Raw genomic sequence first — 20,223 nt, forward strand, 5'->3', positions numbered from 1 at the left:
TCCTAGGCCACATTATAGCAAAAAAGCACAGAGAAAGAAAAGGAAACTGGAATGGATAGTATAAAAGTGATGTATATCTCTGGTTATCGAAGTTTTGAATTAGGAATATTCAAAGATAATGACCCTAAAATGACAGTTATTAAAAAAGTTTTAAAAAATGAATTGACTCAATTAGTGGAGGAAGGATTGGAATGGGTGATCATTAGCGGGAATCTTGGCGTTGAATTATGGACAGGTGAAGTCGTTGCCGAAATGAAGATGGATTACCCTGATTTGAAGCTGGGGATCATCTACCCGTTTGCAGAGTTTGGAAGTGGTTGGAATGAGAATAATCAGGAAAAGAAAAGGTTGGTAGAACAGCTTTCTGACTATCGTGAAGCGGTCAGTCATCAACCGTATCAATCGCCTAGTCAATTGAGAAATCATACGCAATTTCTTTTGCAGCATACGGATGGAACGTTGTTGATCTATGACCCCGAATATCCTGGGAAAACGGACTATTTTTTGAAGGATGCACTAAAATATCAAGAAGGTCATCCTTATGAGATTCGAACAGTCAGTATGGACGATTTGCAAAATTTTAGTGAATAAATAATATAGTGTTTGATTTATCAAGTCTTTTCCGATACAATAAAAAAGTAGAAACGTGAATACGTAAATGAGAACTAGAGGTGTAAATATGGCGAATTTGATTTATAGTCCTAAAGACATTTTACAACAAGAATTCAAAACAAAAATGCGCGGATATGATCCGATCGAAGTGGATGAATTCTTAGACAATATCATCAAAGATTACGAGACTTACAGCAAACAACTCCTTGCTTTACAAGAAGAAAACGATAAATTAAGTGCAAAAGTCGCTCAATTATCTAAAAACCAAGGAGCAGCTCCAACACGCACACAACAAGCAGAAACACCGAAAAGTGCGGCAGTAACGAATTTTGATATTTTAAAACGTCTATCAAATCTTGAACGTGAAGTATTTGGTAAAAAACTAGATGCACAAGCAGGAAATGTTCCACCAGCAACACCTAATCCAAACAATTACACATCAACAAATGAACATGACAACGAAGCAACACGTCAGTTCTAAACAATGAATAGATTGTGGTTTTCGGGTAATCGCGGTCTGGCTTTGACCAGGCTGAGGAAAGTCCATGCTCGCACAGGCTGTGATGCCTGTAGTGTTCGTGCTTAGCGAAAAAATAAGCTAAGGTACTCTTTTAGAGTAACGGCAGGAAAACAAGCTAAGGCTTAGGCTATGCTTCAGTATCCTTGAAAGTGCCACAGTGACGAAGCGAACGAGGAAACTTGTTCGGTGGAACGCGGTAAACCCCTCGAGCGAGCAACCCAAACAACGGTAGGGGCGCTTTTTGTCGGGGAATCAGAACGAGACAAAAGGGCAGTTGATCTGCAGATAGATGGTTACCGCTTTGTTTTTTCTCCCTGGAAAAACAAAGTACAGAACATGGCTTATAGAAAACCACGATATTCAGGGAACAAAGCGATAGGCGATTTGCCTTCAAAAATCAGCGTTAAAATATTTTTTCCTAGATCGTGGCTTTTAAATAGAAAAGGTTGGATTTAGGGGATTGGAAGTCTGGGATTTTACTCATTTCCCAGACTCTTTTTTGATATAAGGAGAGTAAAATGGATAAAAATAGAGAATTTAATTTAATCGCGACAGCGGCAAGCGGCTTAGAAGCATTAGTCGGCAAAGAACTAAGAGACTTAGGGATCGAATGCCAAGTAGAAAATGGACGTGCGCGTTTTAAAGGAACAATGGAAACGATCGCAACAGTCAATCTATGGTTAAGAACAGCTGATCGCATCAAGATCGTTGTTGGTGAATTTGATGCACGGACTTTTGACGAACTATTCGAGCAAGTCAAAGCGTTACCATGGGAAGATTATCTTCCTTTAGATGCGTCATTCCCTGTAGCTGGGAAATCGATCAAATCGACGCTTTATAGTACACCAGACTGTCAAGCGATCACTAAAAAAGCAATCGTTGAAAGACTGCGGACTTATTATCATCGTCCGGCAACTGTTCCGTTGACGGAAACAGGCGCGCATTTCCAATTAGAAGTTGCTTTGCTAAAAGATCATGTGTTAGTTACCCTTGACACTACTGGCCCAAGCTTATTTAAACGTGGCTATCGTTTAGAAAAAGGTGGGGCACCATTGAAAGAAAATATGGCAGCGGCTTTAGTGATGTTGACAAATTGGCGAAAAGATCGCCCGTTTTATGATCCAGTTTGTGGTTCAGGAACGCTTTGTATTGAAGCGGCACTTATCGGGCATAATATCGCTCCTGGATTCAACCGTGAGTTCGTTTGTGAAACATGGGATTGGTTCGATGCGTCTGTAATGGAAGCTGTTCGTGCAGCAGCGGAAGAACAGGCAGATTATGATATCGAATTAGACATCACTGGTTCGGATATCAATGGTCAAATGATCGGTATCGCAAGAGCCAACGCTGAAGAGATCGGTTTGGGCGATTCCATCACTTTCCAACAAAGGGCAGTGAAAGACTTCAAAACAGAAAAAGAATACGGTGTGATCGTTGCGAATCCTCCTTACGGTGAGCGTTTAGGTGAAGAAGAATCCGTTCGTCGTTTGTACAAAGAAATGGGCGAAGTTTTCCGTCCATTGAAGACTTGGAGCAAGTACATCTTGACAAGTGATCTGGCATTTGAAGAGTTTTATGGACAAAAAGCAACAAAGAAACGCAAGTTATACAATGGTGCTTTGCGCACGGATCTATTCCAATATTGGGGAACGCGACTACCAAGAAAAGAACGAACAGAAAACGAATAACTAAGGTATAAGTATGGACACCGAAAAATCGGGTTAGGGACTTTAAAATCTTTAAAACCGATGATTTTTGGAGGATATAAAAATGAATGAACAAGCAAAAAAGTATTGGGAAGAATTTTGGCAAGGTGAAACCCCTCCAACACATGTGACAGCAGAGCAGTGGGGCTGGGAGGGAACACCGATGGCAGATGAGTTGGCGGCCTTGATTTTAAAAGGGATCAAAACAGCGTCATGTTCATCCTACGATGAATGCCTGTATTACGGTGAAGACCCTCTGTCTAAAATCGGCAGTTATACCATTGTTTTAAATCGTAAAGACGAGCCTGTAGGTATCATAAAATATACAGATATGACGATAATGCCGATGAATGAAGTAACAGAAGAAATTGCCCGTGCTGAGGGTGAGGGTGATTTGAGCTATGATTACTGGTATCAAGTGCATAAAAAGTTTTTTAAAGAGTTGATGCCTCAAATTGGAAAAGAATTTTATGAAGAGATGCCCCTTGCTGTTGAACGGTTTGAATTAATCGATGCAAGGAAATATAAGTAAGATATAACAATTGGATAAATGATAATTAGGATAAGTTGGAGGATTTTTTGGATGAACGAAAAGGAATTTTTGAAAGAAGTTAAAGAGATCGATTTAATGAGTCAAGCACTAACAGTACTTGATTGGGATATTCAAACAGGCATGCCAGAAAAATCAAGTGAAGACCGTAGTGAAGTCAACAGCTATCTATACGGACTTTACTTCTCAAAAAAAGTAGGCCCTAAAATCGCCGAAGCAATCGAGTATTTTTCAGCACACCCTGACGAATTATCTGAAGTTGGTCGAGATGTCTTTGAGAAAGTCAAAGAAGACTATGAATTAGAGCACAAAGTACCTGAAGAATTAATGAAAGAATTGACTTCTGCGACGTCAAAAGCTCATTCAAAATGGCAAGAATCTCGTGAGTCGAAACAATTTGCTGATTTTGAAGCAGCGTTGACTAGAAATATCGAGATCACAAAACAGTTGATTCCTTACTGGCGTAAGGATGAAAAAACAGACTATGATGTTTTATTGAACCAATATGAACCAGGAATGACAGTAGAGATCTTGGATCAAGTGTTCGATCAAGTAAAAGAGGGAATCATTTCCATCCGCCAGGCGTTAGTTGAAAAAGGAACAGCGCCCGCAACAGATTTCCTTTCACGTAAAATGACAAAGGAACAGCAAAAACGCTTTGTTGTCAGCGTCATTGAACAATTAGGGTATGATTTTTCTAGAGGTCGCTTAGATGATACGATCCATCCATTTATGATCGGTGTTAACCGTAACGACGTGCGAATCACGACTCGTTGGAATGAAGAAGACTTCAAGATGGCGACATTTGGGGGCATCCATGAAGCTGGCCACGGGATGTATGAACAAAATATCGATGAAAAATATCTATATACACCAGTGGGCGAAGGCACGTCAATGGGTATCCATGAATCGCAATCACTATTCAATGAGATCATCGTTGGTAGCAACCGCAGTTTCTGGGAGAAACAATATCCATTCTTCCAAGAATGCGCAGAAGGCACATTTGATGATATCTCTTTTGATGATTTCTATCGTTCACTACAACACACAAAAGCAAGCTTGATCCGAATTGAGGCGGACAGCTTGACGTATCCATTGCATATCATCATTCGTTATGAGATTGAAAAAATGATCTTCAACGAAGGATTAGCAGTTGAGAAATTACCAGAAGTATGGAATCAAAAATATGAAGAATATCTAGGTATCCGTCCGACAAATGATTTAGAAGGAATCTTACAAGATGTCCATTGGTCAGGTGCAAGTTTTGGTTACTTCCCTTCCTATGCGTTAGGATTCATGTATGCTGCACAATTAGTGCATGCGATGAAAAAAGATCTCTCAGTCGATGAGATTCTTGCTTCTGACGATTATTCTCCAATCAAAGAGTGGATGACAGAGAAAATCCATCAGTACGGCGCGTCAAGAAAACCAAATCAATTGATTTTAGATGCAACAGGAGAACCGTTGAATCCGCAATACTTGATCGATTTTATGAGAAAACTTTATTTTAGCGTATACGGTATCGAAGAAGCCTAAGAAATTTCCTAGTAAAAGGTGGATGCGGAAGTGGATAAATTAAGTAAAATAGCAAACTATAGTATGGAACAACTGTCCTTGGATCATTCAGGGCATGGGGTCGATCATACAAAACGAGTCGTTGAATTGGCTCGTCAAATCTTAGAAACAGAACCGCAAGCTGATTCTTTTATCACTATTGCTTCCGCCTATTTACACGATACGATCGATGACAAGGTGGTCGAAGATGAAGAACAAGCAAAAGCACATCTTAAAGGATTTTTAACGAGTATTGAACTAGCAGAATCAGAGATCCAACATATCTTTCATATCATCGAGAATATGTCTTTTTCAAAAGGGTTGTCTGGTCAGGTCGATTTGTCCTTAGAAGGGAAAATCGTGCAAGATGCAGATCGTTTAGAAGCTCTGGGAGCAATAGGCATCTTACGAACCGCCTACTATGGTGGCTTTCACGGACATCCGATTTTCGATCCTGCGATCCAACCGATCAATTATACGAAGAAACAAGATTATCGGAAAGGATCGACAGTCATCAATCACTTTTACGAAAAATTGTTGTTACTGTCAGATCAAATGAATACAAGGTATGCTAAACAAGAAGCGAAGCGACGTGAAGCCTTCATGCGTGACTTTTTGAAGGAGTTTTACGAAGAGTGGTTTGTTGAAGTTGACTCACCTGATCGTCAAACTTGGCGTGATCGCTAATGGAATGATACATGACTGGAACGTTTTCCCGAAGACGTTTCAGTCTTTTTTTATTTATATTATCAAAAAATCTATATATTTCGTTAACAAAGCACAGAATATTATTTTTGTGGTTTCAATTTTTCCTTACATGAGAAATAACTAAAATAAACCTTTTTATCCAACGTGTTATAGTTATGTTATTAATAGAAAATAATGAAGAGGTGTTATTTTGAAAAAGGGTAAAGCAATAATTTTAAGTAGTTTGTTGTTTAGTATGGTTATTTTATCAGATGTTAATACGGTGGAGTCTGTGATGGATGATTCAGTATAAATAAAAACTGAACTTTATTCAACTTTACATAAAAACCAGAATGTTTCTCGAAAGTTAGAATTGAAACAATCAGAAAATTTAATGAGTTATCGTATGTCAGTATTAGATAACAAATTTGGTCCGAGTTCGAATCAATCAACAGGTATTTATAAACGTGCAGGGGATACGATTGAGATCTATGTTGATGAAACGACTGATCAGACAGCACTGCCTATTTATTCGATTTCTGGTACCGCATTAAAAGATAATTTTGAAGGTTGGAATCAAATTGGTCAATTGCGCAGAGGAAGAAATGTCATTGCAACAAATCAAGAAGGTGTCATTCATCTTAGAAATGAGACAGCTAGAACTGCTCAAGGAAAATTAAGTGTAGAGATTAGAGGAGGAGTCACGATCCCTCGGTTTATTTTGGGCGAAACTACGACACAAGAATGGGCATCGATTTTAGCCAATCATCCAGATGCACAAGGATATGAATTAGTAGCTGATCGCCTTATCTTGACAGGCTCAAACCGAACAATCAATTTGGTGAAGGATCCTGAACTGATTTTGAGAAGTCATCTGAAAGTAATTGAGTTGCACGATCAAACATCCGGATTAGATGGCAGCGGCCCTCAACATCGTTTACCAATCAATCTAGGTCAACATATGCGTGAAACAGCACAAGATAGCTGGTATATGTACGCTTTTTTCCAACATACTGGTTACCATCAACAAGGTGGGATGCAAGTTGTTCTTGATCCATTAAATGCAAACCAATGGGGAATTTGGCATGAATTAGGACACATTTATCAAATGACACGCATGGATTGGCGAGGTTTGGATGAAGTCACTGTCAATATTTTTTCGTTGAGGGCTCAAAAAGCACTTGGTGTGCGCAGTCGATTAGAACAAGAAAACACGTATTCTACGATTTTTAATTACTTGAATAGTTCAGGGCAAAAGCATTTTGATAATCAAGGAATATGGACTAGATTAGGAATGTTCTGGCAATTAGAATTAGCTTTTGGAGAAGATTTTTATCCCAATTTACATAAATTTTATCGAGAAGAAGCCCGTTCTCTTCCATCTGAACAAGCGAAACGCCAATATTTCGTTACGTCCGCTTCAAAAATAAGCGGCAAGAACTTATTACCGTTCTTTGAGGCTTGGGGAATTGAAGTCACACCAGAGAGTCGTGCAGAATTAGAGAAACTACCCAACTTGACCAAAAAGATTTGGGAGTACCGGGATGAAATGACTGGTGAAGTCGGAAATATCGATGGTGAAGAGAACAAAGATACCCAAGCACCAACGGTTCCAACAGGATTAACAGCAAGTGAAGTCACAACGAATTCTGCAACGATCAGATGGAATCAAGCCTCAGATAATATCAAAGTTAAAGGCTACCATATCTATCGTGATGGGAAAAAAGTTACTTCTGTTGAAGGAACAGAATTTACCGATCAAAACTTAGCAAGTGACACCGCTTATTCCTACGAAGTCAGCGCCTACGATGAAGCAGGCAATGAGTCAGCAAAAAGTAATGCAATGACTTTACGTACAAAAGGCGAAAGTACGGATACGCAAGCACCAAGTGTACCAAATGGGTTGGTCGCCGAAGAAGTGACGACGAATTCAGTGAAACTGAAATGGAACCAAGCAACGGATGATGTGGGCGTGAAAGGTTACCATATTTATCGTAATACAGTGAGAGTAGCGACTGTCGATCGTTTAGAACATTTAGATTTACAGTTAGTGAGTAATACAGCTTATGCTTATCAAGTGAGTGCGTTTGATGAAGCAGGGAATGAATCGGGCAGAAGCCAATTTTTAACGGTCGTCACTAGACGTGAAGAGCAAGCTGATACACAGGCACCAACTGTTCCGAGTAGTCTGACAGCTGGTACGATCACAACGAATAGCATCCAGCTGAACTGGCAAACAGCTACAGATAACGTAGCAGTGACGGGCTATCACATTTATCGTGATGGTGTCCGTATCCAATCGATCAGTGGCACATCATTTACCGATCAATCTTTGACGAGCAATACCACTTATACCTATCAAGTGAGTGCTTATGATGCAGCTGGGAATGAGTCAGGAAAAAGCCAGCCATTAGCAGTAAAAACAAATGAAGAAGCAGCGAGCCAAGATACTTGGAGAAGTGACCAAATCTACGTTGCTGGAGATACAGTTATCTATCAAGGAATCGAGTATCGTGCAAAATGGTGGGTTCGAGGTGATCGCCCGGATACTTCGGCGGCATGGGAAAGAACAAGTCCACTATCAATGGTTGAATGGAATAGCAGCCGCAGTTATGTTGGTGGGGAACGAGTGCGTTATCAAGGGAAGATTTATGAAGCAAGATGGTGGAATGTCAATGCAAATCCAAGTACGAACAGTGTCTGGGTATTGATAGGCTAGACATTTTGTCTAAAAAGTTGTCCATACGATCAACGAGATAAAAATAAGGTGAAGGATCCAGAAATAGTTGCTATTTCCTGGATTCTTCGCCTTATTTTCTTTGATGGAAGCAAGCTAGATGATCGTTCAGTTATATTTGTCATCAGTAATGTAGTTCAACGTTCTTTTTTTCGCAATTGTTGGATACGTAGCCAAGCTCGGATGACATTTAGTAGGACTAAACAGCCCGCAATAGTGATAGGCACCCAAATCAAATACACAGAATAGCCAAGTTCTGCGGAAAGTTCTGTGCTTGATGTATGCGCAAGCTCAGTAAGTGCTTGTTGCCATGTCTGTAAATTGAAAACCAGCATAAAACCGGCAATGATCAATAGGATAAAACCCAAATAGTGGATCGATGTCCGTTTGCGGATCAAAGCAAATAATAAATATAGAATGAGTAGGAATGCTGGAACACCGAATACAAAATAAATGTTAAGCATAATAGATCGCCTCCTTATATCAATCATACTTCAAGTGGATGAAATTTAAAAATAATTTAGTCAATACTTGCGTTTCTTGAAGCAATGCTGATAATATGACTGTATTCAAAGGAGGATTTATATTTATGGCAAGCTATATCGAGCCGATTCGTTTTGCGTTACTCGTATTTCCATTTCTCGCATTAGCGATTTCTGCTGTCTTTTTTATTTATGAATACCGAAAATACGGGACATTTCTCCTGACAAGAGCAGTGATTTTGTATTCATTTGTTTTTTATCTATTGTGTGCGTACTTTTTAGTGATTTTACCGTTGCCGACCAAAGAAGCAGTGGCGCAAATGACTGGTCCGAAAATGGAATTGCAGTTGTTTGCAACTTGGTACAATTTCAGAGCGAATACTGTTCTTGTGTTGTCTGATCCAAGTACGTATTTACCGGCTATGAGACAAAGTGTTTTTTTAGAGCCATTATTCAATGTCTTTTTACTTTTACCTTTTGGGATCTATTTAAGATATTATTTTCGACTGTCTTTTGTGAAAACAGTCATCGCAAGCTTTTGTCTTTCGCTCTTTTTTGAATTGACACAATTAACCGGGTTATATTTTATTTATCCACGCCCATATCGTTTGTTTGATGTCAATGATTTACTGACAAACACCTTTGGAGGGATGCTTGGCTTCATCGTGACACCGATTTTCACGTTTATGTTGCCTACACGAGCAAGGATGGATGAAGTATCATATGAAAAAGGAAAGACAGTTTCATTGACACGTCGCTTAGTTGCCTATTTGATCGATTGGTTCGTTCTGTCCATTTGTACGTCGATCCTAGGAGTGGTGGGCCGTCTATCGATTGGGAGTGGCGAATTTACCTCATACAGTTGGTGGGTATTCATCCAAGTTTTCTTGTATTTCATGATTCTTCCTTTTTTAACAAATGGACGGACACTTGGGAAGAAAATCGTACGGATCAAATTAGTCGAAGAAGGCAAGGAACGGATCAGTTTTCGCGCGTTGTTCATCAGGTACGCGTATCTCTATTTCTTATTTTTCGGTTTGAGTTGGTTAGGGCAAGTTGTTGGGCCAGTCATCAATGAAGCGACTGGTGTCACACAGATGAGCGCGGTATTTATTTTCTTATGTATCTTTGTTGCACAAATCGTTTTCGGTCTGAATCTATTTTTATCATTTATTCGTAAGAAGCGCGTTTTATTCTATGAAAAAGCAAGTCACACCTATACGATCAGTACGATCAAAGAGAGAAAAGCTTGACCTTTTCAAGCAAAATAAGCAAATTTATGTTATAATTCCAAAGTCGTGAAAAATACAAAGAGAAGAGGTGTCGAAATGAGTCATTTTAAACAATTCAATTTTCAACCGTTTATCAACGAAGCGTTAGCAGAAAAAGGTTTCCAAGAACCAACAGAAGTACAGGAACGTTTGATTCCTTTGATTTTAAAAGGGAAAAATATTATTGGGCAATCACAAACTGGTTCAGGAAAAACGCATACGTTTCTTTTGCCTCTATTTCAAAAAATCAATGCAACCAAAGAAGAAGTCCAAGTGGTCATCACTGCGCCAAGTCGTGAATTAGCCACACAGATCTATGAAGCTGCTGTTCAAATCGCAAAATTTTCTGATCCAGAGATCCGTGTATCGAATTTTGTCGGCGGAACAGACAAACAACGTCAATTAAGTCGCTTGAACCACCAACAACCACAAATCGTCGTAGGTACACCAGGACGTATCCTTGATATGATGAATGAGCAAGCGTTGAAGATCCATACTGCGTTTGCTTTTATCGTAGATGAGGCGGATATGACTTTAGATATGGGCTTCTTGAATGAAGTCGATCAAATCGCTAGCCGCTTGCCTGAAAAATTACAGTTTTTAGTTTTCTCAGCAACGATCCCAGAAAAATTACGCCCATTCTTACGTAAATATATGGAAAATCCGATCATCGAAGAAATCAAACCAAAAGCTGTGATTTCTGAAGATATTGAGAATTGGTTAGTTTCAACAAAAGGGAAAGACAAGAATCAAACAATCTATCAACTTTTGACGATTGGCCATCCTTATTTAGCGATCGTGTTTGCAAATACGAAGCAACATGTTGATGAAATCGCGGATTACTTGAAAAATCAAGGATTGAAAGTTGCGAAGATCCATGGAGACATCACCCCTCGTGAACGCAAGCGTGTGATGCGTCAAGTCCAAAACTTAGAATATCAATATGTCGTTGCGACTGACTTAGCTGCTCGTGGGATCGATATTGAAGGCGTTTCTCATGTCATCAATGCGGAGATCCCAGAAGATCTTGACTTCTTTATCCATCGTGTCGGTCGTACCGGCAGAAATGGCTTAAAAGGAACAGCAATCACGTTGTATTCACCAAGTGATGAAGAATTGATCGCAGGAATCGAAAAAATCGGTGTCGTCTTCGAGCCAATGGAAATCAAAAATGGCGAGATCGTTAAAACGTATGACCGTAACCGTCGGACAAAACGTGAAAAATCAAAAGACACACTTGATCCAACATTGATTGGTTTAGTGAAGAAGAAAAAGAAAAAAATCAAACCTGGTTATAAGAAAAAAATTGACTGGGCGATTGCGGAGAAAAATAAAAAAGACCGCAAGATTGAAAGACGTCAACAAACGCGTACAGCCAGAAAAAACAAAAAGAACTCAAATCAATAAAAGTAGTCTTGGTCCAATCAAACGAATGACTATAAGCGTCAAAAACCGAAATAGAAAAACTATTTCTTGGTTTTTGACGCTTTTTTGTTAGTGATGAAGCTTTTTTCGCATTTGTTGGCAAAGGATGCCGTCTTCGATCAGTGGGTCTGAGAAAGGCTGATACCCTTGCTTTTCATAAAAAGGAACTGCCGCCATTTCTGCAACTAGATAAACTTCCTGAAAAGCATCACTTTTTGTTCGTTTTTCTGCCGTTTGGAGCATTTCTCGACCAATACCGCGTTTACGCCAATCTTTTGCGACACAGAAACGGTCAAATTGGACTTTCGCATCGTTTAGTTTTTGATAACGTAAGGTAGCGATCGGTTGTTCTTGATGAAATCGTACAAGGTTAGGGTAATACGCATCTTTGCCGTCAAATTCTAAATGTGCAGGTATTTCTTGTTCTAAAACGAAGATGGCATAACGTAACGTGTAACTAGCAGCTTTTATCCATTCCTCTGTCCCAAAATAAGATTCCATTCGTTTGCCTCCTCGTTCTCTCTTTTTTGATTATACCAAGGAAAAATCAAGGAGCAAACAACCAAAAAATAAAAAAGGAGGATTGACACCTTCATCAAGAATACGTATACTAATAAAGTACAAAAAAGGACATAGTTTGTTTTAGACAGACTCACAGAAAATTCTTTCTAGGCTGAAAAAAGAATAGTCACTGTTCAAACTGCTCCCTTTTTTCTTTGATAGAAATATCAACGCGACTCAGCGTTAACGAGTTTAAGAGGTAATGAGTAAACATCATTGCAATCAAGGTGGTACCGCGAGTTTTCGTCCTTGGCTGTAATGATGTTTTTTGTCGTTTATCATTTAGAAAGAAGGTAAAAGGAATGAAAAAATTAAGTAGTGCTGAAGTACGTCAAATGTTTCTGGATTTTTTCCAAGAAAAAGGACATACGATCGAACCGAGTGCTTCACTAGTACCAGTCAATGATCCTACTTTATTATGGATCAATTCAGGCGTAGCAACGTTAAAAAAATATTTTGATGGATCAGTTGTACCAGACAATCCAAGAATCACGAATGCACAAAAATCGATTCGTACGAATGACATCGAAAATGTAGGGAAAACTGCTCGTCACCATACAATGTTTGAAATGCTAGGGAACTTTTCGATCGGTGATTATTTCAAAGAAGAAGCAATCCATTGGGCATGGGAATTTTTGACTAGTCCAAAATGGATGGCGTTTGATCCAGAAAAATTATATGTAACTGTTTATCCAAAAGATACAGAAGCAAAACGGATCTGGCATGAAGAAGTTGGATTATCACTTGATCATATCGTGGATGTGGAAGACAACTTTTGGGATATCGGTGCTGGACCATGTGGACCAGATACAGAGATTTTTTACGATCGTGGCGAAGCATACAACGACTTAGCAGAGGACGATCCTGAAAATTACCCTGGTGGCGAAAACGAACGATACCTTGAAATCTGGAACTTAGTATTTTCAGAGTTCAATCACAAACCAGATAATACGTTTGAACCTCTTCCACATAAAAACATTGATACGGGCATGGGCTTAGAACGGATGGTTTCGATCGTTCAAGATGCACCAACGAACTTTGAAACAGATCTATTTATGCCGATCATCCATGCAGTTGAGCAATTGAGCAATAAAGTGAAATACGGGGAAGATGCGTTGACTGATATTTCATACAAGGTGATCGCTGACCATATTCGTGCATTATCTTTTGCTATCGGTGACGGTGCATTACCTTCAAATGAAGGTCGTGGCTATGTGTTACGTCGCTTGTTGCGCCGAGCAGTGATGCATGGTAAAAAACTAGGCATTGAACAAGCTTTCTTGTATCGTTTAGTACCAGTTGTTGGTGAAATCATGGAAAGCTATTATCCAGAAGTGTTGGAACAAAAAGAATTTATTGAAAAAGTAGTTCGTACAGAAGAAGAACGTTTCAACGAAACGATCAATGAAGGTCTTGAAATCTTGAATCAAGTGATCAAGGACGTGAAACAAGCAAATGGCACAACGCTTGCCGGAAAAGATATCTTTAAGCTATATGATACTTATGGATTCCCGGTTGAATTGACAGAAGAAGTAGCCGAAGACGAAGGCTTGACTGTCGATCATGAAGGCTTTGAAACAGAAATGCAAGCACAACGAGATCGTGCGCGTGCAGCTCGTCATACAGAAACATCTATGGGCGTACAATCTGCTCTATTGACAGATATTAAAGTCGAAAGCAAATTTATCGGTTATGATCATATCGAATCAGACAGTGAATTATTAGTGCTTATTCAAAACGAAGCAATCGTCAATGAACTTTCTGAAGGTGAAGCACAACTGATTTTTGACCAAACACCTTTCTATGCTGAAATGGGTGGACAAGTAGCGGACCAAGGTTGGATCATCGATGCCTCTGGTGAGACAGTTGCAAATGTTACTGACGTTCGTAAAGCACCAAATGGACAATTCTTGCATACAGTGGAAATTCTTTCAAGTATCAAAGAAGGAAACACATATCATTTATTGATCGACGAACCTAGACGTAATCGAATCATCAAAAACCATACAGCAACACACTTATTGCATAAAGCATTAAAAGAAGTACTAGGCGATCACGCAAATCAAGCAGGGTCATTAGTTGCACCAGGTCACTTACGTTTTGACTTTACGCATTTTGGTCAAATCACGAGCGATGAGTTAGCACAAATGGAAAAAATCGTGAATGAAAAAATCTGGGAAGCGATCCCTGTCGAAACAATTGAGACAGACATTGATACGGCGAAAAACATGGGCGCGATGGCTTTATTTGGTGAAAAATATGGCAATGAAGTCCGCGTGGTGAACATCGGCGGTTGGTCAATCGAATTATGTGGTGGTACGCACGTTGGCAATACTGAAAATATCGGGATCTTTAAAATCGTTTCCGAATCTGGGATCGGTGCAGGCGTTCGTCGTATCGAAGCTGTAACAAGCAAAGAAGCGTATGAATTGTTGGAAAGTGAAGAACAACAACTAAAAGAAGTTGCGGCAATCGTGAAATCACCGCAATTGAAAGAAGTTGTGGCAAAAACAGAACAATTGCAACAGCAATTGAAAGAACTTCAAAAAGAAAATGAGCAGTTGGCAAGCAAACTAGCAAACCAACAAGCAGGGGATATTTTCAAAAATCCAGAGACGATCAATGGAAAAACGATCATTACTGCACAAGTAAAAGTCAAAGATATGAATCAATTGCGTCAATTGGCAGACCAATGGAAACAAAAAGCTGTTTCAGATATTCTTGTATTGGCAAATGAACAAGAAGGCAAAGTCAGCTTGTTGGCTGCAATGACACCTGAAGCAAATGCAGAAGGTTTGAAAGCCGGCGATCTAATCAAAGCAATCGCACCGAAAGTGGGCGGTGGCGGCGGTGGTCGTCCAGATATGGCACAAGCAGGTGGGAAAAACCCTGCTGGTATCCCTGATGCTTTGGATGAAGCAAAATCATGGTTGGAAAACAAATAAGATCAACCATGCATTTCAATTAGTATAGATAGGCAAACGAGTTTGGGACAAGATCCTAAGCTCGTTGCTTATTTTTCATCGAGCCAGCTTTTTGACACGATATACACATTTATTGACAAATCAGTAAAACGCTATAGGATTAGAGTAAAGCAAACAGGGGGAGATACAATGAACAGTAAAAACAAAACATTTCGGCTAGTACTTCGTGCCATTTTATTAGCTATCATTATTGTCCAATCAATGGTTCCATGGTTAGGTTTTATTCCATTAGGTTTTATCAGTCTGACGATCATCCATATCACTGTGATCGTAGCAGCCGTCGTATTAGGCCCGAAAGATGGCATGTTGATCGGTTTGTTTTGGGGAATTGCGACAATCATTCGTGCGTATGCCATGCCAACGACCCCGTTTGATACATTAGTTTTCACGAATCCAATCATTTCAGTCTTACCAAGAGTCTTGGTAGGTCTGGTTGCTGGCTTGGTATTCCATTGGTTGTACAAACGAACAGCTAAGATCGTTATGCCATCCATTGTGGCAGGTGTTTTAGGCTCATTAGTCAATACCGTCCTTGTCTTAGGCTTTATGGGCTTGTTCTATACCAATGCCACAGCTCAAGCATATGGTGTCGATTCTTCCGTTTTATTCAATACACTTGCTGGGATTGCAGCGATCAATGGGATTCCAGAAGCAATCGGAGCTGGGATCATCACACCTTTACTCGCTAAAGCATTATTTGCAGCCACACCTTTGAAACCTGAATGAGGTCGAGCAATCACAGATAAAAGGAGTCACAAACTTGGTAAAGAAACAAGAAACACTCACAGCAAAAGAACGTACAAAAAAAGCATTGATGGCAGGGATATGGGGACTACTGACAAATGTGATCTTATTCGTGGCGAAATTGATGATCGGACTGCTCTCTGGAAGTGTTTCGATCATGGCAGACGCCATCAATAGTTTGTCAGATACAGCTTCTTCTGTCTTGACCTTGATTGGGTTCAAGATCGCAGCGAAACCAGCAGATCCTGAACATCCTTACGGTCATGAACGATTTGAATATATCAGTGGACTATTTGTCTCTCTCATCATCACGTATGTTGGGTTTCAGTTCTTGCATTCTTCGATCGAGAAAATCATCCACCCTGAAAATATTGCGTTATCACCAGTGATTTTTTTAGTCTTAGTCTTTTCGATCGCTTTGAAATTTATTCAAGGACGTATGTATAAGAGAACTGCAACCACGATCGATTCGGAAACGCTACATGCGACTGCCAAGGACAGTTACAATGATGTGTATACGACATTCGCTGTTTTGCTTTCCGCTTCTGTTGAGTGGCTGACAAATTGGCGTGTCGATGGCTATATCGGTTTCTTATTAGCACTCTATATTTTATATAGCGGAGTGATGATGTTAAAAGAATTCGTATATGAGTTATTAGGTAGTCGGCCAACTGTCGAGCAGATCCAGGCGATGGAGGAGCAACTGAACGGGTATAAGAAAATACTCGGTTATCATGACTTATTAGTGCATAACTATGGACCAAATCAGCGCTTTGCCTCTGTGCATGTCGAAGTCGATGATCGACTGGATCTGAATGAAGCGCACAAGATCATGGACATCATCGAGAAAGATTTTAAAAAGTCTTTAGGTGTCGAGTTAGTCTGTCACTTAGATCCTGTGCCAGTTGGCAATGAGAACTATCAAGAGATCCTTAATGAACTGAAGAAAATTATCCATGAGACAGCAGAAGGCTTGAAAATCCATGATTTTCGCATGATCCACAAAGGACAGATTCTCCAATTCGATGTCGTTATTCCTGAAGGGATACGATTGTCCGATGAGGAACTAGAACGAACGATGCGTATCCAAATCGAAAAGAGGATCGGCGAGTATCAGTTAGATATCACATTCGATCATAACTATTTGCTTTTTTAAACATTTAAAAAAGCCCACTTGGAGAAAATCTGAACGATTTTTTCCAAGTGGGCTTTAAAAATCTTTTTTAATTATAAAGCTTTTTGTAAAGCTTGTCTTGCTAAATTGTCTGCGCCTTTATTTTTACTTTCAGGAATCCACTGAATGATCAACATTGAAAAATCTTTTAATAGACTTTGTATTTTTTCTAAATAAGGCAAAAAATCTTTGTTGGAAGTATGATCTTTATCAATCGTTGAAACTAACACTTTACTATCGGAATAGCAGAGAATGATTTCTTCGGTCAGCTGTCTATTCTTTAGAATTTCTAAAGTTTTTAAAAAGACTTCAAACTCGGCTTGATGGTTGGAACCAAAGGATAAAGGGATAGATAACTGTTCTTGTTGCTGATCAGAGACGATCAATATTCCTCCACCACTAGGTCCAGGGTTGCCTTTTGTTGATGCGTCAATGTATACTTTTAACATAAGGAAAAATACTCCCTTCAAAATAGATAGTAGGTTCGACTTATTATACCATTACAGATAAAGACACGAGGTTGAAGAATGAAAAAAAATATTCGCTGGCAGCCGGAAACGGCACAGTCGATCATCTATTGGTCATCAACATTTATTATTTTGTTTTTAAGTTTGATTTTATCGTTAGAAAATACAAGGCCCTATTGGAAAAGCAATATCATAATGGGTGTATTCTTTGTTTTCCTATTGTTAGGACTGAGACGCTCATTTGTTTTAAAGAAAGACGCCATAAGAATAAAATATGCTGCTTTTTGGAGAGATCGTGATATATCGATCGATGAAATCAAAGAAGTCCGCGTACAAAAGCGTAAAGTATCTTTATCATTTGCCACGGGTAAAGAGCCGTTTGTGATTTTCGTCAATCGGAAAGCACAACAGAAGTTGCTTGAACACTTGAAACACCCGATGGAAGAAGCAATCAAACCTTCTTCATTACTAAACAAGACGAAAGATCTAGTTGAGTAAAAAGCAATGGCAAGCGTGCAAATAGCTTCTTATTTCTAAGATCACTTGCAAAAAATAAAAAAGCTATTCCGATAAAAGTATATCGGGATAGCTTATTTGTTTGGCTATACTTGCTCATTGATCTTTTTGACATGGGCCGCTTGAGCACCTCGATTACCTTCAATGACGGTAAATTCTACCACTTGGTTTTCCTCAAGTGTTTTGAATCCTTCTTCTTCGATCGCAGTAAAATGTACGAAGATCTCTTCTGTTTCATCATAACTAATAAAGCCATATCCTTTTTTGTTATCGAACCATTTCACCATTCCTGTGGTCAAAACACTCACGACCTTTCTATGTCTGATCATAGCCTATATTATAAAGAGAATTAGCAAGTACGTCAAATAAATTAAAAATCGGCTTTTTTTGTTTTTTTTTGGAATAAAAACGAGTATAATGAATATAACTTAACGAAAAATAATTATTTGCGCGAATAGTTCGTGAAAAGGAGCGTTTTAATGAAAAGTGATTTAGAAATTTCACAAGAAACACAGCTAAAACCGATAATTGAGGTAGCAGGTAGCATTGGGATCGCTGAAGATGCACTAGAATTATACGGAAAATATAAGGCTAAAATCAATTTTTCGGCAATCAAGGACTTTTCGGAAAAAGAAGATGGCCATCTGATTTTAGTCACTTCAATCAATCCAACACCAGCTGGCGAAGGCAAGTCGACGGTGACAGTCGGGTTAGGGGATGCATTGAACCAGTTGGATAAAAAAGCAGTTATCGCTTTACGTGAACCATCTTTAGGACCTGTGATGGGTATCAAAGGAGGTGCAGCTGGCGGTGGTTATGCGCAAGTCTTACCAATGGAAGATATTAATTTGCATTTTACTGGGGATATGCATGCGATCACATCTGCCAATAATGCGTTATCTGCTTTATTAGATAATCATATTCATCAAGGGAATGAGCTTGGGATCGATCCTAGACGTGTCATTTGGAAGCGTGTAGTCGATTTAAATGATCGTGCTTTAAGAAATGTGATCGTCGGCTTAGGCGGCCCTGTTCAAGGAGTACCAAGAGAAGACGGGTTTGATATTACCGTAGCCAGCGAGATCATGGCGATCCTATGTTTAGCTGCGGATCTAGATGATTTGAAAGCACGCTTGGCACGGATCGTGGTTGGCTATACCTATGATCGCCGTCCTGTGACAGCCGGTGACTTGCATGCAGAAGGTTCATTGGCATTGTTATTAAAAGATGCAATCAAACCTAATCTCGTACAAACGATCTACGGTACGCCAGCACTGATCCATGGAGGACCTTTTGCCAATATCGCTCATGGCTGTAATAGTGTACTCGCAACCAAAACAGCATTAAAACTTGGTGATTATGTAGTGACTGAAGCTGGTTTTGGGGCAGATCTAGGTGGCGAAAAATTCCTGGATATCAAAGTACCTAATTTGAACAGCGCACCAGATGCCATCGTGATCGTCGCAACGATCCGTGCTTTGAAGATGCATGGAGGACTAGATAAAGGGGAATTACAAACAGAAAACTTGCTTGCGTTAGAAAAAGGCTTTGCTAACTTAAAAAGGCATATCCGTAACATGCAAAGCTACAATATTCCAGTGATTGTCGCAGTCAACGAGTTCGTCACTGATACAGAAGCGGAATTAGCGTTATTGACCGATCTGTGTGAAAAAGAAGGAGTCGTAGCAAAACGTGCAAGTGTATGGGCGAATGGTGCAAAAGGCGGTGTCGAATTAGCACAAAGTGTTGTGGAACTGATTGAAACACAAGAGTCTAACTATGTACCGCTCTACCAAAAGAACGATTCGATCCAAACAAAAGCAAAAGCAGTCGTACAAAAAATCTACGGTGGCAAGGATGTTTCTTTTAGTAAGAAAGCAGAAAATCAAATGGCTGAGTTTGAAAAACATGGTTGGTCTGATTTACCGATCTGTATGGCGAAAACCCAGTATTCTTTTTCTGATGATCCGGCTTTACTCGGTGCTCCAGAAGATTTCACGATCACGATTCGTGAATTTGTACCTAAGCTAGGTGCGGGCTTTTTAGTGGCCTTGACTGGTGATGTGATGACAATGCCAGGCTTGCCAAAAAAACCAGCAGCATTGAATATGAACGTGACGAACGAAGGGGAAGTCATCGGTTTATTCTAGTCAAGAAACATAAAAATTTGAAATAGTCATTACTAAAATTATTTCTATCCGAAGACGTATCACCTAAAAAATAGATCCACTAT

The 20,223-nt window shown here is 39.5% G+C and carries 18 protein-coding genes and 1 other RNA gene; 15 read left to right on the top strand and 4 right to left on the bottom strand.

Annotated elements, in window-relative coordinates; translation table 11 throughout:
• Positions 1 to 51 precede the first annotated feature (51 nt).
• From DOK79_RS12735 to DOK79_RS12770, 8 genes are all read left to right on the top strand, one after another.
• Positions 52 to 591, top strand: a complete 540-nt coding sequence (locus tag DOK79_RS12735) for a DUF1273 domain-containing protein (RefSeq protein ID WP_206857387.1) — start codon at positions 52 to 54, stop codon at positions 589 to 591.
• 88 nt (positions 592 to 679) lie between these two features.
• A complete protein-coding gene (gene gpsB / locus DOK79_RS12740) occupies positions 680 to 1,093 on the top strand; it encodes a cell division regulator GpsB (RefSeq protein WP_206857386.1) in 414 nt (137 codons plus the stop codon).
• A 17-nt stretch (positions 1,094 to 1,110) separates the two neighbouring features.
• Positions 1,111 to 1,481: RNase P RNA component class B (gene rnpB / locus DOK79_RS12745), an RNA gene on the top strand.
• A gap of 169 nt (positions 1,482 to 1,650) precedes the next feature.
• On the top strand, positions 1,651 to 2,820 hold the full coding sequence (locus DOK79_RS12750; RefSeq protein WP_206857384.1) for a THUMP domain-containing class I SAM-dependent RNA methyltransferase: 1,170 nt from the start codon (positions 1,651 to 1,653) through the stop codon (positions 2,818 to 2,820).
• Positions 2,821 to 2,902: 82 nt separating this feature from the next.
• Positions 2,903 to 3,370 (top strand): ASCH domain-containing protein, encoded by a 468-nt coding sequence (locus DOK79_RS12755; protein ID WP_206857383.1) that lies wholly within the window; start codon positions 2,903 to 2,905, stop codon positions 3,368 to 3,370.
• Positions 3,371 to 3,421: 51 nt separating this feature from the next.
• Positions 3,422 to 4,924 carry a carboxypeptidase M32 gene (locus tag DOK79_RS12760; RefSeq protein ID WP_206857382.1) on the top strand — a complete coding sequence of 501 codons (1,503 nt, stop codon included), beginning with the start codon at positions 3,422 to 3,424 and terminating at the stop codon, positions 4,922 to 4,924.
• 30 nt (positions 4,925 to 4,954) lie between these two features.
• Entirely contained in the window at positions 4,955 to 5,629 is a 675-nt protein-coding gene (locus tag DOK79_RS12765) for an HD domain-containing protein (RefSeq protein WP_206857381.1), read from the top strand.
• 406 nt (positions 5,630 to 6,035) lie between these two features.
• On the top strand, positions 6,036 to 8,348 hold the full coding sequence (locus DOK79_RS12770) for a M60 family metallopeptidase (RefSeq protein WP_242543315.1): 2,313 nt from the start codon (positions 6,036 to 6,038) through the stop codon (positions 8,346 to 8,348).
• Positions 8,349 to 8,503: 155 nt separating this feature from the next.
• Here the strand turns inward: DOK79_RS12770 and DOK79_RS12775 are convergent, their stop codons facing one another.
• The gene (locus DOK79_RS12775; protein ID WP_206857380.1) at positions 8,504 to 8,830 is read right to left on the bottom strand and encodes a hypothetical protein; all 327 of its coding nucleotides are present in this window, start codon (positions 8,828 to 8,830) and stop codon (positions 8,504 to 8,506) included.
• A gap of 125 nt (positions 8,831 to 8,955) precedes the next feature.
• On the opposite strand from DOK79_RS12775, the gene DOK79_RS12780 reads away from it, so the two are divergent.
• The gene (locus DOK79_RS12780; RefSeq protein WP_206857377.1) at positions 8,956 to 10,101 is read left to right on the top strand and encodes a VanZ family protein; all 1,146 of its coding nucleotides are present in this window, start codon (positions 8,956 to 8,958) and stop codon (positions 10,099 to 10,101) included.
• A gap of 75 nt (positions 10,102 to 10,176) precedes the next feature.
• Complete coding sequence (locus DOK79_RS12785) at positions 10,177 to 11,526, top strand: DEAD/DEAH box helicase (RefSeq protein ID WP_206857375.1); 1,350 nt, start codon at positions 10,177 to 10,179, stop codon at positions 11,524 to 11,526.
• A gap of 87 nt (positions 11,527 to 11,613) precedes the next feature.
• On the opposite strand, the gene DOK79_RS12790 is transcribed toward DOK79_RS12785, so the two are convergent.
• Complete coding sequence (locus DOK79_RS12790; RefSeq protein ID WP_206857373.1) at positions 11,614 to 12,045, bottom strand: GNAT family N-acetyltransferase; 432 nt, start codon at positions 12,043 to 12,045, stop codon at positions 11,614 to 11,616.
• 362 nt (positions 12,046 to 12,407) lie between these two features.
• On the opposite strand from DOK79_RS12790, the gene alaS reads away from it, so the two are divergent.
• The 3 genes from alaS to DOK79_RS12805 all read left to right on the top strand — a co-directional run bounded on the left by alaS (position 12,408) and on the right by DOK79_RS12805 (position 16,989).
• Entirely contained in the window at positions 12,408 to 15,050 is a 2,643-nt protein-coding gene (gene alaS, locus DOK79_RS12795) for an alanine--tRNA ligase (protein WP_206857372.1), read from the top strand.
• Between the two features lie 168 nt (positions 15,051 to 15,218).
• On the top strand, positions 15,219 to 15,815 hold the full coding sequence (locus DOK79_RS12800) for an ECF transporter S component (protein WP_206857365.1): 597 nt from the start codon (positions 15,219 to 15,221) through the stop codon (positions 15,813 to 15,815).
• Between the two features lie 34 nt (positions 15,816 to 15,849).
• Positions 15,850 to 16,989, top strand: a complete 1,140-nt coding sequence (locus tag DOK79_RS12805; RefSeq protein ID WP_206857364.1) for a cation diffusion facilitator family transporter — start codon at positions 15,850 to 15,852, stop codon at positions 16,987 to 16,989.
• A 71-nt stretch (positions 16,990 to 17,060) separates the two neighbouring features.
• Here the strand turns inward: DOK79_RS12805 and DOK79_RS12810 are convergent, their stop codons facing one another.
• Entirely contained in the window at positions 17,061 to 17,456 is a 396-nt protein-coding gene (locus tag DOK79_RS12810) for a ribonuclease HI family protein (RefSeq protein ID WP_206857362.1), read from the bottom strand.
• Positions 17,457 to 17,534: 78 nt separating this feature from the next.
• Here DOK79_RS12810 and DOK79_RS12815 point away from each other — a divergent pair, with 78 nt between their 5' ends.
• Positions 17,535 to 17,972: an EbsA family protein gene (locus DOK79_RS12815; protein ID WP_206857360.1), complete on the top strand. Its 438-nt coding sequence runs from the start codon at positions 17,535 to 17,537 to the stop codon at positions 17,970 to 17,972.
• A gap of 104 nt (positions 17,973 to 18,076) precedes the next feature.
• On the opposite strand, the gene DOK79_RS12820 is transcribed toward DOK79_RS12815, so the two are convergent.
• Complete coding sequence (locus DOK79_RS12820) at positions 18,077 to 18,289, bottom strand: cold-shock protein (protein WP_242542644.1); 213 nt, start codon at positions 18,287 to 18,289, stop codon at positions 18,077 to 18,079.
• 180 nt (positions 18,290 to 18,469) lie between these two features.
• Here DOK79_RS12820 and DOK79_RS12825 point away from each other — a divergent pair, with 180 nt between their 5' ends.
• A complete protein-coding gene (locus DOK79_RS12825; RefSeq protein WP_206857356.1) occupies positions 18,470 to 20,140 on the top strand; it encodes a formate--tetrahydrofolate ligase in 1,671 nt (556 codons plus the stop codon).
• Positions 20,141 to 20,223 lie beyond the last annotated feature (83 nt).

Origin of the sequence: Enterococcus sp. DIV1094 (genome assembly GCF_017316305.2) — a bacterium.
Taxonomy (GTDB): domain Bacteria; phylum Bacillota; class Bacilli; order Lactobacillales; family Enterococcaceae; genus Enterococcus_B; species Enterococcus_B mangumiae.